19 protein-coding genes are annotated in these 15,885 nt (G+C 67.9%); 9 read left to right on the forward strand and 10 right to left on the reverse strand.

Features of this window, described 5'->3' with window-relative positions; translation table 11 throughout:
- Window positions 1-77: 77 nt before the first annotated feature.
- From ACWCOP_RS09045 to crcB, 7 genes are all read right to left on the reverse strand, one after another.
- Window positions 78-2,420 carry a methyl-accepting chemotaxis protein gene (locus ACWCOP_RS09045; protein WP_478247958.1) on the reverse strand — a complete coding sequence of 781 codons (2,343 nt, stop codon included), beginning with the start codon at window positions 2,418-2,420 and terminating at the stop codon, window positions 78-80.
- Complete coding sequence (locus ACWCOP_RS09050; protein ID WP_478247959.1) at window positions 2,417-2,791, reverse strand: response regulator; 375 nt, start codon at window positions 2,789-2,791, stop codon at window positions 2,417-2,419. The genes ACWCOP_RS09045 and ACWCOP_RS09050 overlap by 4 nt, the downstream gene beginning before the upstream one ends.
- Window positions 2,792-2,795: 4 nt before the next feature.
- On the reverse strand, window positions 2,796-3,911 hold the full coding sequence (locus tag ACWCOP_RS09055) for an ATP-binding protein (protein ID WP_478247960.1): 1,116 nt from the start codon (window positions 3,909-3,911) through the stop codon (window positions 2,796-2,798).
- Between the two features lie 197 nt (window positions 3,912-4,108).
- Window positions 4,109-4,843, reverse strand: a complete 735-nt coding sequence (locus ACWCOP_RS09060; protein ID WP_478250672.1) for an ATP12 family chaperone protein — start codon at window positions 4,841-4,843, stop codon at window positions 4,109-4,111.
- Between the two features lie 2 nt (window positions 4,844-4,845).
- Window positions 4,846-5,556, reverse strand: coding sequence for an HAD-IA family hydrolase (locus tag ACWCOP_RS09065; protein ID WP_478247961.1), 711 nt, complete (start codon window positions 5,554-5,556; stop codon window positions 4,846-4,848).
- Complete coding sequence (locus ACWCOP_RS09070) at window positions 5,553-6,536, reverse strand: RluA family pseudouridine synthase (protein WP_478247962.1); 984 nt, start codon at window positions 6,534-6,536, stop codon at window positions 5,553-5,555. The genes ACWCOP_RS09065 and ACWCOP_RS09070 overlap by 4 nt, the downstream gene beginning before the upstream one ends.
- Window positions 6,533-6,919, reverse strand: coding sequence for a fluoride efflux transporter CrcB (gene crcB, locus ACWCOP_RS09075; protein ID WP_478247963.1), 387 nt, complete (start codon window positions 6,917-6,919; stop codon window positions 6,533-6,535). The genes ACWCOP_RS09070 and crcB overlap by 4 nt, the downstream gene beginning before the upstream one ends.
- Window positions 6,920-7,040: 121 nt before the next feature.
- Between crcB and ACWCOP_RS09080 the strand changes: the two genes are divergently transcribed.
- The gene (locus ACWCOP_RS09080) at window positions 7,041-7,463 is read left to right on the forward strand and encodes a hypothetical protein (RefSeq protein ID WP_478247964.1); all 423 of its coding nucleotides are present in this window, start codon (window positions 7,041-7,043) and stop codon (window positions 7,461-7,463) included.
- A gap of 220 nt (window positions 7,464-7,683) precedes the next feature.
- Here ACWCOP_RS09080 and ACWCOP_RS09085 read toward each other — a convergent pair whose 3' ends face one another.
- On the reverse strand, window positions 7,684-9,006 hold the full coding sequence (locus ACWCOP_RS09085; RefSeq protein WP_478247965.1) for a replication-associated recombination protein A: 1,323 nt from the start codon (window positions 9,004-9,006) through the stop codon (window positions 7,684-7,686).
- Between the two features lie 47 nt (window positions 9,007-9,053).
- On the opposite strand from ACWCOP_RS09085, the gene ACWCOP_RS09090 reads away from it, so the two are divergent.
- Entirely contained in the window at window positions 9,054-9,506 is a 453-nt protein-coding gene (locus ACWCOP_RS09090) for a VOC family protein (protein WP_478247966.1), read from the forward strand.
- Window positions 9,507-9,528: 22 nt separating this feature from the next.
- Here the strand turns inward: ACWCOP_RS09090 and ACWCOP_RS09095 are convergent, their stop codons facing one another.
- Window positions 9,529-9,792, reverse strand: a complete 264-nt coding sequence (locus tag ACWCOP_RS09095; RefSeq protein WP_478247967.1) for a hypothetical protein — start codon at window positions 9,790-9,792, stop codon at window positions 9,529-9,531.
- Window positions 9,793-10,224: 432 nt separating this feature from the next.
- Between ACWCOP_RS09095 and ACWCOP_RS09100 the strand changes: the two genes are divergently transcribed.
- The 4 genes from ACWCOP_RS09100 to ACWCOP_RS09115 all read left to right on the forward strand — a co-directional run bounded on the left by ACWCOP_RS09100 (window position 10,225) and on the right by ACWCOP_RS09115 (window position 13,343).
- On the forward strand, window positions 10,225-11,460 hold the full coding sequence (locus ACWCOP_RS09100) for a M23 family metallopeptidase (RefSeq protein WP_478247968.1): 1,236 nt from the start codon (window positions 10,225-10,227) through the stop codon (window positions 11,458-11,460).
- A 67-nt stretch (window positions 11,461-11,527) separates the two neighbouring features.
- Entirely contained in the window at window positions 11,528-12,016 is a 489-nt protein-coding gene (locus ACWCOP_RS09105) for a bactofilin family protein (protein ID WP_478247969.1), read from the forward strand.
- 166 nt (window positions 12,017-12,182) lie between these two features.
- Entirely contained in the window at window positions 12,183-12,752 is a 570-nt protein-coding gene (gene msrB, locus ACWCOP_RS09110; RefSeq protein ID WP_478247970.1) for a peptide-methionine (R)-S-oxide reductase MsrB, read from the forward strand.
- Window positions 12,753-12,767: 15 nt separating this feature from the next.
- Complete coding sequence (locus ACWCOP_RS09115; protein WP_478247971.1) at window positions 12,768-13,343, forward strand: beta-class carbonic anhydrase; 576 nt, start codon at window positions 12,768-12,770, stop codon at window positions 13,341-13,343.
- Here the strand turns inward: ACWCOP_RS09115 and ACWCOP_RS09120 are convergent.
- Window positions 13,340-13,732, reverse strand: a complete 393-nt coding sequence (locus tag ACWCOP_RS09120; protein WP_478247972.1) for a VOC family protein — start codon at window positions 13,730-13,732, stop codon at window positions 13,340-13,342. The two genes, ACWCOP_RS09115 and ACWCOP_RS09120, sit on opposite strands and share 4 nt — an antisense overlap.
- A 40-nt stretch (window positions 13,733-13,772) precedes the next feature.
- Here ACWCOP_RS09120 and ACWCOP_RS09125 point away from each other — a divergent pair, with 40 nt between their 5' ends.
- The 3 genes from ACWCOP_RS09125 to ACWCOP_RS09135 all read left to right on the forward strand — a co-directional run bounded on the left by ACWCOP_RS09125 (window position 13,773) and on the right by ACWCOP_RS09135 (window position 15,884).
- Window positions 13,773-14,417 carry a class I SAM-dependent methyltransferase gene (locus ACWCOP_RS09125; protein WP_478250673.1) on the forward strand — a complete coding sequence of 215 codons (645 nt, stop codon included), beginning with the start codon at window positions 13,773-13,775 and terminating at the stop codon, window positions 14,415-14,417.
- A gap of 95 nt (window positions 14,418-14,512) precedes the next feature.
- The gene (locus ACWCOP_RS09130) at window positions 14,513-15,220 is read left to right on the forward strand and encodes an SURF1 family protein (protein ID WP_478247973.1); all 708 of its coding nucleotides are present in this window, start codon (window positions 14,513-14,515) and stop codon (window positions 15,218-15,220) included.
- A gap of 85 nt (window positions 15,221-15,305) precedes the next feature.
- Window positions 15,306-15,884, forward strand: coding sequence for a GNAT family N-acetyltransferase (locus ACWCOP_RS09135; protein ID WP_478247974.1), 579 nt, complete (start codon window positions 15,306-15,308; stop codon window positions 15,882-15,884).
- The last annotated feature ends 1 nt before the right edge of the window (window position 15,885 follow it).

Genomic DNA, 15,885 nt, shown 5'->3' on the forward strand with positions numbered 1-15,885 from the left:
GCTCCGGCGTGTGAAACAGTCTGCAACTAGCTAGCACCGTCCGGCGCAAGCGGGCAAACCGTTCAGCCGTTCAAGGTTCAGGCCGCCTTTCCACGCGCCCGCGTCGGCTCGGCGGTCTTCTTCGGCGCGGAGCCCTCAGGCGCCGCCTCAGAGCGGCGGCCCATGAGGGTCATCATGTAGCGCTCCATGCGGTCGAGCGCGCCGCGCTCCATGGCGAGCTGAAGGCGCGCGCCCTGATCAGAGGACTCCGCCAGACGCGCGGTCACGGGGTCGCAGCCGGGCATGGAGAGGCTTAGCCGGGCGCCGGGCGGCGCCGTGACGGGGCCGTCAATCTCCACAGAGGCCGGCGACAGGCGCACCACGGTCACGGCGCGCGTCTCCTGACCGGCCAGCGTGATCGTGGCGGCCAGGCGCACCGTCCTGGGAACAACGCTCTCGCGCACGGCGCTGTCGCCGATGCCGTCCAGGAAGCCGCGGACCTCCTCGGAGAGGATTTTCGCCTCGCCGGAAAGCTCGCCGGACACCGCGTCCACCCGCACCGAACTGTCGCGGGTCTCCGCCCCGGCTGATTCCACCGCAGCGACTTCGGCCATGATCTGTCCGGCTTCTTCCGACAGGGAGGCGGCGGACCGGGCGATCTCCTCGGTGGCGGCGCGCTGTTCTTCGGAGGCTGCGGCGACGGTCTCGGCCACTTCGTCCAGATCGGCGATGGCGGCCTGGATGCGCTCCATGGCGGCGACGGCGTTGGAGGACAGCGACGCGACGCCATTGATCGCCGCGCCGATTTCCTCGGTGGCCTTGCCGGTCTGGCCGGCCAGCGCCTTGACCTCGCTGGCGACCACCGCAAAGCCCTTGCCCGCCTCGCCGGCGCGGGCGCTTTCAATGGTGGCGTTCAGGGCCAGAAGATTGGTCTGCTCGGCGATATCCTCGATCAGCTGCACAAAACCGGAAATGCGCGCCACAGCCTGCGTCAGGCGGTCCACATCGCCCCGCGCGCCGTCGGCGCTCTCGCGCACCTTCTTGCTCATGGCGGCGGTGCGCCCGGCCTGTTCGCCGATCTCGCCCACCGAGCCGGTCAGCTCCTGGGCCGCCGAGGCGATGGTGGCGATGGCCTCCTCGGCGCGCCTCATGGCCTCGGCGACGGCGCGTGATTTGGCGTGGGTGTCGTCGGCGGCGGCCTTCATGGCGGCGGCCAGCCCGCCCATTTCCGTGGAAGACGTGTCGAAATTGGCCAGCACGCCGGCGATGGACTTGCCGAACATGGCCACCAGCTGGTCGATGGCGTCCTGGCTGTGACGGGCGGTCTGGGCCCGGCGGACGCGGTCATCTTCAAGGCGCACCCGGTCGATGGAATTGTCCTTGAGCACCTGAAGCGCGGCGGCCATGCCGCCCATCTCATCCTTGCGGGCACGGCCCGGCACGGTGATATCAAGATCGCCGCCGGCAAGCCCGCTCATGGCGCAGGTCAGCGCCTTGACCGGCCGCACGACGGAGCGCGAGACCACAATGCCGGCCGCGCCGCCCAGGATCGCCGCCAGCAACAGCACCGCGCCGATCGCCCAGTAGGCCGCCGTTTTCGCGCCGATCAGCGTGTCGCGCGCCGCATCCTCGCCGGCGTGAGCAATCTCGATCATCGCCTCGATCGCGGCGTTCACGGCCGGCAGATCAGCGTCGAAGAACTCAAGCCCGGCCTCCCGCTCGGCGCCCAAGGCGGTCTCAAGCCCGTCCAACGCGGCTTCAAAACGCGCCAGGTCGGCATCGACCATCGGCGCCGGACCTGCGGCCTCAGCCAGCAAGGCGCGCGACCGGGCGATCTCCTCGCGCGAGCGCTCAAGGGCGCCGGCGTCGAAATCATCCAGGAAGCGGTTCATGTAATCGCGCGCCAGAAGCAGGCTGATCGCTGAATCGGCGAGACCCGCCGCCACATCCGGCGCCGCGCCGAGACGCAGGTCGGACAGGCTCGCCCGCGCCCGCGTGCCCGGACCGCGCAGCTCTTCCTCGACGAGGCGGTTACGCTCGACGCGCGCGGCGGCCATGACCTCAAACCCGTCGCGAAGGGCCAGCAGCGCGTCCGAGCTGTCGTCCACCGCGGCGATGAAGGCAGGGTCCGGCGCCACGGAGCGCGCAAAGTCGCGCGACGCCTCAACGCTCTCAAAAAACTCCAGTGTCGAGCGATAGCGCGCGCTGGTGTTGCGGGCGGCGTACTCCTTGGCGGCGCCGACAAAATCTGATGTGCGCAGGCGCAAGTCGTCCGCCGCCTCCACTTCCGCGGCCGCTTTTGAGTAGCTGTCAAAGGCCGAGGAGACGCGCGTCAGCGACAAAAACGCGGCCCCAGCCACCAGCACGACGCAGGCGCCCAGAACCCCCAGCCCGCCGGCGATGCGGCGGCTGACCGGCTGATCGTCGAGAAAAGCCATCATGCCCTCGCCTCCGCAAGCTGTGAGACAAGGGCCAAGAGGTCGGTGTTCTCGAACGGCTTGTGCATCGAAGCGTCGGCGTGATGGGCCGCGGCGGCCAGGGCGTCATCCGCGCCCACCAGCGCGCCGCCGCCCGACATGGCCACCAGCGCATCGCACAGACCGTCCTGGCGCAGCTGGTCCAGCGTCTCGAGCCCGTCCTGCTCGGGCATCAGCATGTCCACCAGCACCAGATCCGGGCGCAGGCGGCGGGCGAGCTCCACACCGGCCAGGCCGTCGCCGGCCTGATGCACCTCGTGACCGGCCCGCGTGAGCACGCCCACGATGGACCGCCGGACGCCGGGGACGTCGTCAATGACAAGAATTCTGGCCATGACCCTACTCCTGATCTGCGCCGGACCGGGCGCGTGGAAACCGCATTTGGAAACAGGCGCCGCCGCCGGGTGCGGCGGCGATGGTCACGGCGCCGCCGGCCCGCTCGACCAGCTGATGAACGATGTAAAGGCCCAGCCCGGCGCCGGCGCCGGGCGGTTTGGTGGTGAAGAAGGGCTCAAACAGGCGCGCCGCCGCGTCCGGATCGATGCCGGGCCCCTGGTCGAGCACGCTCAGGGTGACGCATCGTGCGTCGCCGCCCAGGCGCACCGTGACGCATCCCGCCCCGCCCATGGCGTCAGCGGCGTTCAAGACCAGATTGGTCAGCGCCTGTTGCAGCCCGGCGCGCGAAAGCCCGGCCACGCGCGCGCCCGCAGGCGCTACGCCCTCCTGCACGATCTCCACGCGTCCCGAGAGCCCGCGGCGCACAAGATCAAGCACGCCGGACAGGGCGGTCTCGATCTCCAGCGGTTCGGCGTCAGGCGTCGCGACGCGGGTGTAGGTGAGAACTTCGGACACCAGATCACGCGCATCACGGGCGCTCTGGGCGATGACGCGCAAATCCTCGCGCGCGCTCAGGGCTTCGGCAGGCAGGTCGTCGGCGATGAGTTCAGGAAGCGACACCAGCGGCTGAAGCAGATTGTTGATCTCGTGGGCCACCCCGCCGGCCATGCGGCCCAGCGCCTCGATGCGCTGGCGGTGCTGCTCGGCCGCGGCGGCCGCGCGCACCTTTGTGATGTCGCTCTGCATGCCCACATAGGCGCGCACCGTCCCGTCCGGGCCGTGGAGCGGGGACAGGTGAAGCGCGTTCCAGAACGCCTCGCCGCACTTTCTGTAATTGAGCAGATCCAGACGTAGCGAGCGCCCCTCGCGGATCGCGGCGCCCATGGCGGCCACAGCGTCCGGATCGGTGTCGGCGCCTTGCAGAAACCGGCAATTGTGTCCGATGACATCGCCGCGATCATAACCCGTCATGTCGGTGAAGGCGCGATTGACGAAGATCAGCGGCCCGCCCGGGGTCGTAAGATCAGCGATCGTGACGCACACATCGCTCGCCTCCACCGCCGCAGCCAGCAGGGCTGCGTCGGGCTCCATGGCCGGATGGGCGAAGTGGTCCAGCATCAACGCTCCTCGAGAAAACCCGATCAGTGAGCGCATCCATGATTAACGATCTATAATCCGCGTGCGTCTGCAGGCGCCGCTTCGCGCGGCGATTGCGCCCGCAGCCGCCCTGGCGGTTGACCGGGCGGGCCGCAAATCCTTGCCTCCTTCACGACACGCCGCGCCAGCCCGGTGACGGAGCGAAGCGGTTGAAGGCTTTAGGCTTCTGCGCGGTCCAGCTCGCGGAACAGGCGCTCGCACGCCAGCAGGTCACGCTTGCGATTGGCCGCGGCCAAAGCGGCGTCGGCGTCTTCGCCCCAGAATTCGGCCTGGTGATCCTCTTCCAGGCGCGAGGCGGTCCACACCGTCTCCGCGTCGGCTTCTTCTTCCAGAAGCGCGAACGCAAGAATCGCCGAGGACAGGATCGGCGCCGCGCTCACCAGCGCCGTGAGCCGGAAATCATCCAGCGCCAGGGCGCGCAGGCGCAGCGCCTCGATGGAGGCGTCCGGCTGCTCCAGCGGCGCGATCGTCGCCGCCGCCTTCAAGGGCGCGTTGAGCGCGGTCTCGGCCCAGCTGAGGAACGGATCGAACATCGCGGCCTGTTTGGCGGCCAGGGCGGACTCATCGGCGCGGTGAGAGACCAGATCGGTGGTGGCGAACTTGGCGATTTCGGCGGCTGCGCCTTCGCGCGCTTGCGCCATCCGGTCCAGCGCCACATGGGTGATGCGCGTCAGCGGCATGGTGAAAGGATTGATGTGCTCGGCTTGCGCGTCCCACTCCTGCGCGACGGCGCGCGCCAGGCCTTCGACGGGAAGCTCCAGCGGGTTTTTCGCAGGGGTCTTCAGCGGGCGCCCGTCCAGCACGATCCGCCAGCCGGTTTCGGTCGCCTCGCAGGCGGCCTCTTTATAGAAGCGCTTGGGCAGTTGGCGATTTTCGGCCTTGGCCTTGGACATGCTCACGGCGCGTCTCCTCTGGGGGCGTCACCTTTGGCCGAACGGGGCTGGAACGCGTCGAGCCAGGCGTTGAGATCGTCAAACGCATGGTGCACCGCGTGGGCGCCGCCTTCGACGATTTCGTCGGGCGTGTGAAAGCCCCAGCTCACACCCAGCGCATGGGCGTTCGCGGCGCGGGCCATTCTCATGTCCCAGCTGGTGTCGCCGATGACCACGGTCTCTTCGGGGCGGGCGCCGGTTTCGGCCATGGCGTCCAGCACCATGCGCGGATCAGGCTTGCCGGCGCCGCCGTCGACCGTCTGCAGCGTCTGGAAATGTTTGTGCAGGCCATGATGCTCGAACACGATGTCCAGCCCGCGCCGCGCCTTGCCGGTGGCGACGCCCAGAAGCCAGCCTTCGTCGGCCAGGCGCTCCACGGTTTCGCGCGCGCCGGCGTAGAGCGGCTCGCTGAAGCCGGCCTCGCTGCGCATCTCCACGAAGGCCTGCTTGTAATATCCGGCGAGCTCGGCGCGGCGCGCGGCCGGATAGTCCTCCGGCGCCAGGCGGCCCACCGCCTCGGTCAGCTCCAGCCCCACAATGGTGCGGGTGCGCTCATAGCCGATTTCGGGCAGGCCGGCGCGTTCGAACGCGCGGCGCATGGCCTCGGTGATGACCTTTCGGGAATCCACCAGCGTGCCGTCGATATCAAAGACGGCCAGCTTCAGATCGCTCATTCCAGCGCTTCCTCCACCAGGGTCAGATCGTCATGCTCGTTAAAGCCTAGCGTGTTGAACGTCTCGATCATATGGGGCGGCAGCGGCGCCTCGATCACCAGCGGACGCTTGTTCTCCTGGGGGATCTCGATCTTGCGCGCGTGCAGGTGCAGCTTGTGCGAAAGGCCCTCGGGCGCGGGGATGTCGCACATGTATTTGCCGTCGCCCAGAAGCGCATGGCCGGCGGCGGCCAGATGAACGCGCAGCTGGTGGGTGCGTCCGGTTTCAGGGCGCAGGGCGACCCAGCACACCTTGCGCGCCGCGTTGTCGGCCACGGCGTAGCGGGTGATGGCGTGGTGGGCGCCCTCCTCGCCATGGCGCGCGGCGACCATCAGCTCGCGGTCGCCGTCCGGGCCGGCGGCTTTTCTCATGAAGCCCTTGATCTCGCCGGCCTTGGGCGTGATCAAGCCCAGCGCGACGCCCCAGTAAGTCTTCTTCAGATCGCGGGTCTGGAACAGGCGGGAAAGGTGCTTGGCGCTCTGGGCGGTCTTGGCCACGATCAGGACGCCGGAGGTGTCCTTGTCCAGCCGGTGGACCAGGCGCGGTTTTTGATCGCCCTTGCCGAACGCGTCCAGCAGCCGGTCCACATGGCGGGTAGTTTTCGAGCCGCCCTGCACGGCGAGGCCGTGGGGCTTGTTCAGGGCGATGATCGTCTTGTCCTGATAGATCACCAGCGAGCGCGCATAGCGGGCGTCTTCGGCCGACAAAGGCGGGCTTTCCTTCACCGCGCCGGGCTCGGGCAGCGGCGGCACGCGCACCTCCTCGCCGCCCGCCAGGCGGCGGTCGCCCTTCACACGGCCGCCCTCGACGCGGATCTGCCCCTTGCGCAGGAGCTTCTCCACCAGGCCGTGGGGCACGTGGGGGAAGTGCTTTTTAAACCAGCGATCAAGGCGCATGTCCGCCTCGTCGTCGGTGACTTTAAGGGTTTGAACGCGGCTCATGGCGCGATGACTTTCCTGGCGATGATGAGGCCGACGAACACGGCCAGGACGCTCAGCGTCAGCGTGCCGAGCCCATAGGCGGCGGCGCTCACATAAGCCTTTCTCTCGATGAAGAGAACCACATCCAGTGAAAACGCGCTCATGGTGGTGAAAGCGCCCAGAAATCCCACCCCCAGCGCAAAGCGCAGCTCGGTGGCGTCGGAGCGGCCGGCGAAGGCCAGCCAGCCCACCAGAACGCCGATGGCCAGACTGCCCGCCACATTCACCATCAGCGTGCCCCAGGGCAGCTCCGGGCCGAGAACGCGCAAGGCGCCCTGATTGACCAGGTGGCGCGAAACCGCGCCCAGCGCGCCGCCAAGAGCGATGAGAATAAGGTGTTGCATAGACGGGAGGGTTAGGGCGCGGCGCCCGGCGAGGCAAGGGGCCGCGTCTCCTGCAGCGCCAGCAGCCGCTCGCCGCGCGCAATCCGCCGCAGAACGGAGCGCAAGCGGGGGCGGCGCGTTATTGGGGGAACCGCACCTGGAGACCGCCATGCTCACCCTCGCCGACGCCGTCGCGCTTCGAGCGCTCTACCTCGCCGCAGTCCTTGGCATGGGCGGGGCGGGCCTGCTGACAATGTTCACGCCAAAGCTCGCCGCGCGCCGGATATTTTACGATGCGGTGGAGGTGAATGTGTATCTGCGCCTTCTGGGCGCGTTTCAGCTCAGCCTCGGCCTCGCAGCGCTCATCGGCCTTGCGCGCCCGGTGGAGATGGCGGCGATCCTGCTCGTACAGCTGGCCGCCATGGCGCTCTGGGTCGCCGCCGGCGCCGTGCCCGCCATTCTCACCGGCAAGAGAGAGACCGCGCTTTTGTTCATGACGATCCTCTTCACAGTCTGGTCGCTGGCGATTGTCTTCCTGTTTCCGTTCGCGGCGGTGTTTGGATGAGGTGCGCCCTGGCGTCAGAATAATCGACGCCAGCCGGTCCCCGGTTTCATCCCCGGCTTCAGGCCGGGGGGAAGACCGGGGTCTATGGCGTCTGGGCGATGAAACGCCAAGCAAGCGGCGGCGTTGGCGGAGCGCTGGATTTTGGGAACCCAGTAGGCCCCGGTCTCGCCCCCGGCGTGAAGCCGGGGATCGAACCGGGGACCGGGTGGCGCCTGAAACGCTAACCGCCCCGCCGCTCTTTCCTCAGAGCGCGCCAGCGCTCCAGGCGTTCTTTCAGCTGGGCTTCGCGGCCGCCGTCCTTGGGTTCATAGAAGACCGGGCGTTCGCTCATCTCGTCGGGGAAATAGTCCTGGCCGGAGACGCCTCCTGCGGCGTCGTGATCGTATTCGTAGCCCGAGCCGTAGCCTTCGGACTTCATGAGCTTGGTCGGGGCGTTCAGGATGTGCTTGGGCGGGCTCATGGACCCCGTCGCCTTGGCGGTTTTCAGCGCGCCCTTCCAGGCTTTGTAGACGGCGTTGGATTTGGGCGCGCAGGCCAGGTGGATCACCGCCTGGGCCAGCGCCAGATCGCCTTCGGGACTGCCCAGAAAGTCATAGACGTCCTTGGCCGCCAGCGCGGCGTGCACGGCGCCGGGATCGGCCAGGCCGATATCCTCATTGGCCATGCGCACGATGCGCCGGGCGAGATAGAGCGGGTCCTCGCCGGCGTTGAGCATGCGCGCCAGCCAGTAGAGCGCCGCGTCGGGGTCCGAGCCGCGCACGCTCTTGTGCAGCGCGCTGATGAGATTGTAGTGCTCGTCGCGGTCCTTGTCGTAGGCGGGCGCGCGGCGCTGCAGCACCCCGGCGAGATCGGCCAGGGCCAGCGGCGTTTCCGGCTCCAGATTGAACACCTCTTCAGCCAGGTTGAGCATGTAGCGCCCGTCCCCGTCCGCCATGGCCACCAGGCCCTCGCGCGCATCCGGGGTGAGCGGCAGATCGCGGCCCTCCAGCCGTTCGGCGCGCGCCAGCAGCTTCTCCAGCGCTTCGGCGTCGAGGCGTTTGAGCACCATGACCTGACAACGCGAAAGAAGCGCGGCGTTCAGCTCAAAGCTCGGATTTTCGGTGGTGGCGCCGATGAGGGTCACCACCCCCTCCTCCACCACCGGCAGGAAGCCGTCCTGCTGGGCGCGGTTGAAGCGGTGGATCTCGTCCACGAACAATAAGGTCCCCTTGCCCGTGGTGCGGCGATGGCGGGCGCGCTCGAACGCCTTCTTCAGATCGGCGACGCCGGAGAACACCGCGCTGATGGCGTCGAACTCCAGCCCCGACGCCTCGGAGAGAAGCCGCGCGATGGTGGTCTTGCCCACGCCCGGCGGCCCCCACAGGATGATGGAGGAGAGCCGGTTCTTCGCCAGCATCCGGCCCAGCGGCGCTTCGGGGCCGAGGATGTGATCCTGGCCCACCACGTCATCAAGCGTTTGCGGACGCAGCCGGTCGGCCAGGGGCCGCGGCGGGTCGCTTTCAAGACCGGGGCTTTCAAGACCGGCGCTTTCAAACAGGCTCATGTCGGCGCAAGCTCCACGAAAGCGTGAGACGGCGAAAGGAGAGCCGTATGGAGTCGCATGACGAACCGGCGAAGGAAAGCCCGGCGGACGTCCCCCGCCCGAGCCCTGTGGTTCCCTACCTCTGCGTCCGCGGCGGCCTGGACGCCGTCGCGTTTTATGAAAAGGCCTTCGGCGCGGAGCGCGGCGACATCTATGAGCACGAAGGCAAGCTGGGCCATGCGGCGCTGACGCTCAATGGCGGGGCGGTCTATCTCGCCGACGAGTTCGCCGAGCATGAAGCGATGACCGGCAATGTCGCACCGTCGACCCTTGGCGGGCGCACGACCTGCACCCTCAATCTCAATGTGGATGACGCGAACGCCTGGTTTGACCGCGCGGTGGCGGCCGGCTGCACGCCGATCCGCGCGGTGACCGAGGAATTTTTCGGCCGGCACGGCAAGGTGCGCGACCCTTACGGCCATGTCTGGTCGCTGGTGACGATGAACCCTGGCCGGGTGTGAGCCACCTGGTTGGCTAAGACAGCTAGCCGCCCTTGGCGCCCAGCGCCTCGCCCGCGACCATGAGCGAGCCCAGCGCGCCGGCGATGACGCTGGCGTAGCCGAACCAGGGCTCCCAGTTCAGCGCGAACGTGGCCGCCAGCACCAGCAGTGACGCCAGGAAAGGCAGCGACCACAGCACGAGGCGCAGCGGCGTCACCGGGCTGCGCGCGGGTTCAACGCCAGCCTCGCCGGGTTTGTTCGCCCCGGCGGACCCGGCGGCCTCGTCCTGCGGATCAATCTGGGTCATGGCGGCCTCCCGGCGTGCGCGTGAGTGCGCTTCGGCGGTCATAAAAGCGCGTGGGCTGTGTGTACATGCCCCGCGAGCGGCGGAAAAGAACAGGCTGGTGCGACTTTTCGCAGGCGAAATCGTCGCGGCCCCAGAGGCGCTTCGCGCCGCTTCGGGGCGTTTCGCGCCGCTTCTCCCGCCGGGCGCTCGGATCGGGTTGCAACCGGCAAACCCTTGGGCCGATTGGGGGTATTTCAGACCATGCGTCTTGGCGTACGGCTTGCAACGCACGCCACGGTGGACAGCTTGGCCGATTCAGCGGCGCGGTTCAGCCAATCCGTAAACCCCTTGGAAACGCGCGGGGTTCACGCTGGTTCACTCGCGTGTTGAACATCATCGCGCTTTCGTGCCACTTTCCGCCCAGAGGGGCGAATAGCAAGGCTGACGGTCCAGATGGTCAAACGACTTCTTGCGGGTCCGTGGGAGCAGATCAAGGCGCGTTTTCCAACGCGCCAGATCTATCATCGCACGGAAGGCCAGGTGCGGTATTTCGCCGTCACCACGGAGATGCAGCTCGCTGTCGTCGGCGGCGTTTGCGTGCTCGCGGTGTGGCTGGCGCTCACCTCGGTCAACATGATCCTCAATGACAGCGCCAAGGACCGCTTGCGCGACCGCATGGTCGCAGAGGCCGAACGCTATCAGGAAGAACTTGAGGAGGCGCGCGCCTCCGAAGCCGCCGCCATCGCCTATGTGGAATCGCGCACCAATGCGTTCGACCGCACCGCCGGCGAGTTTCAGCTGCGCCACGACACGCTGCGCCGCCTGCTCGATTTCGCTGACGATCTGTCCATCAGCCGGGACCTGGAAAGCCCGTCGGTGGACGAAGGCCGCATTCTCATGGCGGCCTCGCCCTCCGATCCCGATCCGCGCAGCGCGCTGATGGAGATCTCCGCCACGCGCTCCGCCGACGGCCTCGCCGAAGACCGCGTCGCGGCGATGCTGTCCGATCAGGACGCCGCCCTGGCCCAGGCCGAGGACGGCGCCCAGCGCCGGCTGGAGAATCTGCGCGCCGTGCTGCGCCTGACCGGCATGCGCGTGGACGAAGCCATGGAAGACGGCCCTCTGGACGGCGACGGCGGCACCGGGGGTCCGCTGATCGCCCTGGACCAGGCGCCGTTGTTTTCACAGGGCCTGAACCTTGAAGATCCGTTCAACGCCCGCATCGCCCGCATCGCATCGCGCCTGGCCGAGACGGATCAGCTGCAGCAGCTGCTTCTGGCCGCGCCTCTGGGCGTGCCGGTGAGCGGGGATTACCGCGAAACATCGCCCTATGGCACGCGCATCGACCCGTTCACGCGGCGCCTGGCCATGCATGCCGGCATGGATTTCGGCGCCTATCGCAATGCACCGATCATCGCGCCCGCAGCAGGCCGCGTGGTGTACGCAGGCTGGCGCGCGGGCTATGGACGGACTGTGGAAATCGACCACGGTTACGGCTTCCGGACACGGTTCGGTCATCTTCATTCGGTAGATGTAAGGCGTGGCGACATGGTCGAGTTGGGCCACCGCATAGGCGGGATGGGCTCGACCGGGCGATCGACAGCGACGCATTTGCACTACGAGGTGTGGTTCCAAGGGGACCATATCGATCCTGAAAGCTTCATCAGAGCTGGACGCTATGTTCACTAAAAAAGACACCCCCGCCGCCGCCGCCGACGCTTCGGCGCACGCTCCCGCCCCGTCGAAGAGGTCTGCCATGAAATCCAAAGCCCCCTCCATTCTCAGCGCCGACCTGACCGTCACCGGCTCCATCCTGTCTGACGGTGAAGTTCAGCTGGACGGCGTCGTCGAGGGTGATGTGCGCGCCGGCTCGCTTACCGTGGGCGAAGAAGCCACGGTGAAGGGTGAGATCGTCTGCGAAACCGTTGTAATCCGCGGCCGCGTCGAGGGTTCGGTGCGTGCCCGCCAGGTGCAGCTCGCCTCCACGGCCCGCGTTGAAGGCGACGTCATCCACGCCACGCTCTCCATCGAAAGCGGCGCCTATTTCGACGGCCACTGCAAGCGCTCCTCCGATCCGCTGAGCGACGCCAAGCCGGCGCCGAAGACCGAAACGCGCGCCGAAACCCGCACCGAAGCGCCCAGGCCCGCCCCGGCGCCTGCGGCGCCTGCGGCTCCGCCCAGCGCGGCCAAGGCCGAGCCCCCCAAGGCGGCTTCGGGCGGCGATCCCTTCATGTCGAAGAATTAGGCCCGGTCTTCACCGGTCCGACACCCAAAGGCGGGCTCCACGAGCCCGCCTTTTTTTGTGTTCGGGCCGAAGCGGCGCCCTTCAGAAGCGGCCATCACCACCTCGTGACTGGAGAACCGCCCCAAAGCCCATACGTTATCACAGGAGCGATTTTACGAGGTTCGCCATGTTACACTTTGATCGACGCCTGTTCCTGTTCGCCACTACGGCGCTCGCCGCCTGCGGCGTGCGCACCGACGCGCGGGGGGCCGAAGGCGGCCAGGACGCTCCGGCGACCGCCGTGGACGCGGATTTATTCGACGATCCGCGCATCACGCCCCTGGGCGAGGCCGACATCGACTTTGAAGCGCAAAGTGAAGACTGGTGGCGCGAGCGGCTGAACCGCGAGGAATTCCGCGTCTTGCGCCAGGAAGGCACGGAGCGCCCCGGAACCAGCCCGCTGAACCAGGAAAGCCGGCGCGGGATTTTCGTCTGCGCAGGCTGCGCCCTGCCCCTGTTTTCTTCGCGCACCAAATTTGAGAGCGGCACCGGCTGGCCCAGCTTCTGGGCGCCGCTGGAAGGCGCCATGGAGACCAAGACCGATTACCGGATCTGGACGCCGCGCACCGAATACCATTGCACGCGCTGCAAAGGCCATCAGGGCCATGTCTTTGAAGACGGGCCGCGTCCCACCGGTGAGCGCTGGTGCAATAACGGCGTCGCGCTCGCCTTCGTCCCGCACCCCAGTGAAGCCTAAAGTCAGGACCCGACCATGATCGACAATCACCGCCACGCCGTGGACGCCAACGCGCGCTACGCCCAGTCCTTTGACAAGGGCGGCAAGCCGATCCCGCCGGCCAAGCAGGCGGCTGTGCTGACCTGCATGGATGCGCGCATCATGCCGGCCGAGGCGCTGGGCTATGATCTGGGCGACGTGCATGTGATCCGCAACGCCGGCGGCCGGGCCAGCGATGATGCGATCCGCTCGCTGGTGATCTCCTACAAGCTTCTGGGCACCAGGGAATTCTTCGTGATCCACCACACCGATTGCGGCATGGCGCTATTTGATCAGTCCACCATGGAACGGCTTCTGGCCTCCAGCCTGAAGACCGCGAGCCTGGGCCCCGACGGCTGGACCGATCCGGGTGGTGAGGACGGCTCGCCCAAAGGCGCGGACGTGGACTGGCTCACCTTCAAGGACGCCGCCGAGGCGGTGATCGAGGATGTCCGCACGATCCGCGCCCATCCGCTGGTGCCCGCGAACATCCCGATCTACGGCTTCATGTACGATGTCGACACCGGGCGCCTGCACGAGATCGAAGCGGCGTCGAAGGCCGGCGCGGCCTAAAGCGCCTGAACAATCATGATGCGATGGCCGTCCGGCGTCTGGACGGCCATCTCACGCAAGCCCCAGGGCTCGTCCACCGGGGCCTTGCGGATCAGGGCGCCCGCCCGGATGAGCCGCCCGTGGAGCGCGTCGACATCGTCCACGTGCAGGACAGCGAAATACTGGTGGTCGCCGAGCGTCTCGACCGCCGGCGCGTCCGGGCATTCCCCCAGCCTGAGCCGGCATCCGCCCCAGGCGAGAAACGTCCAGCCGGGAATCTCGAACGTCACCTGGAACCCCATCGCCTCGCGCCACCAGCGCACGGCGGCGTCCAGATCGGGAACGGCGAGCACATGCTCGGTGTAAAGAACGCCTTCAGCCATCGCGGTCTCCTTGCCCGTGCGTTTCATACTAGCCCGCCACACCGGCGGGGTCTAAGGCCCGTCCATGATCCTTGATCCCGCCCGCTTCATCGCCGCGCATACACGTATCGGGTCGACGCCGCTGGTTCCCGAATTGCGCTTTCATCTGGCCGACGACGCGTACGATGTGTGGGAGGAGAGCGAGGAGGCGCTGGGCGAAAAAGGCCTGCCGCCGCCTTTCTGGGCCTTCGCCTGGGGCGGCGGGCAGGCGCTGGGGCGCCATGTGCTGGATCACCCCGAAATCTCGCAAGGCAAACAGGTGCTTGATTTCGCATGTGGTTGCGCGGTGGCCGGCATCGCGGCGGCCAGATCCGGCGCCGCCCATGTGCTGGGAACCGAGATCGACTCCTTCGCGGTGGCGGCGGCCCGGACCAATGCGGCGCTCAATGACGTGGTCATGGAGGTCATCGAGGCCGATCTCGTCGGCGAGGATCGCGGCTGGGATCTGGTTCTGGCCGGGGACGTCTTCTACGAGGCGGGCTCAGGATCGAGCATCGCCCATTGGCTGCACGGTCTGGCCAAACGCGGCGCGACGGTGCTGATCGGCGATCCGGGCCGCCATTTTCTGCCCCGTGACCGGCTGGAGATCGTCGCCCGATTTGACGCCGAGGCCGGCCGCGAGCTGGAAGACAAGGATGTGGCGCTGGCCAAGGTCTGGCGCTTCAAACCCTGACGCCATTTAGCCGCGCGCCCAAGGCTTCACGCCGGCCGCGACACTTCGGCGCCGCACAGGTGACAGGGGCGCGGCGCACGCCCTATATCGCGCCCATGACCTTTCGCCCGTTTCCCATCCTCACCGTGTTCACCCTCGCCGCTCTAGTCCTGCTTTTCTGGCTGGGAAGCTGGCAGCTGGACCGGCGCGCCTGGAAGCAGGACCTGCTGGCTGACTTCGAGGCGGTGAGCGAGGCCGAGCCGGTGACCCTGCGCCAGGGGCTGTGCGAAGGCGCCGCCTCGCCGGGGCGCGCCTTTGATCCGGCGGGCTCGATATCCGGCGAAGGGCGCTTGCGCGTCTACGGGATCGGGCCTGAAGGCGGGCCGGGCTGGCGGATCTTCGCACCGGTTCCAGCGCCGGACTGCGCGCCGGGCGTGGTGGTCCTGGCCGAGATCCGGTTTGAACCGCTGGACACCGCGCGTTCGGGCGCCTCGGGCCTTCCCGCCAGCGCGGCGGCGGTCAATACGCTGCGCTTTGAGCGGCCCCTGGGCCAAGGCGTCTTCACGCCGCAAAGCGGCTCTGACGGATTTTACGCCTACGCGCCGCAGGCCATGGGCGAGGCGATCGGCCTGGCGCCGGGCGCGCTGTCGTCCGACTGGTGGCTCGCCCGCGACACCGGCGCGGCGCCCGCCTACCTGACCCAGACCCCGCCGGAGCGTCATCTGGCCTACGCCATCACCTGGTTCGCCATGGCGCTGGCGCTGATCGCGGTCTACCTGGCGTTCCATGCGCGCGCAGGCCGGCTGACGCTCAATCGCCCTTAACCAATCCTGCCTTGAGCCCTTGCCTCACAGGCCGGGCCGCCGTCTATTAGACGGGCGAATTTACTGCTGGAGGCTAGGCGGGCCCATGGCGCTGTGGCGCGAAGACACACAGGATCAGGTGCTGTGGGGCGAAGGGATTCGCCTGCGTCACCCGTGCCTGGACGATTATGACGTCTGGGCGAAGCTGCGTTACGCCAGCCGCGCCCATACCGAGCCCTTCGAACCCAGCTGGGCCGAGGATGAGCTGACGCGCTCGGCGTTCAAGCGCCGGCTGCGCCGCTATCAAAGCGATGTGGAGAGCGGATCGGGCTATCCCTTTTTTGTGTTCCGGGCCAGCGACGACGTGCTGGTGGGCGCGTGCAATCTGAACAATGTGCGCCGCGGCGTGCTGCAGGCGGCCGATATCGGCTACTGGATCGGCGCGCCCTATGTGCGCAAGGGCCACGCGCGGGCCGCCCTGCGCCGGGTGCTGGCCTTTGGTTTCGGACCGCTTCGCCTGAACCGGGTGGAGGCCGCCACGCGCCTGGACAACGAGCCGTCGCGCCAGCTTCTGCTCGCCACCGGCTTCACCCCGGAAGGCATGGCGCGGCGCTATCTCAAGATCAACGGGCGCTGGCGCGACCATCTCAAATTCGCGATCCTGCGCGACGATCCGATCCGTTGAG

The organism is Apolloniradiicaulis salifontis (assembly GCF_053756655.1).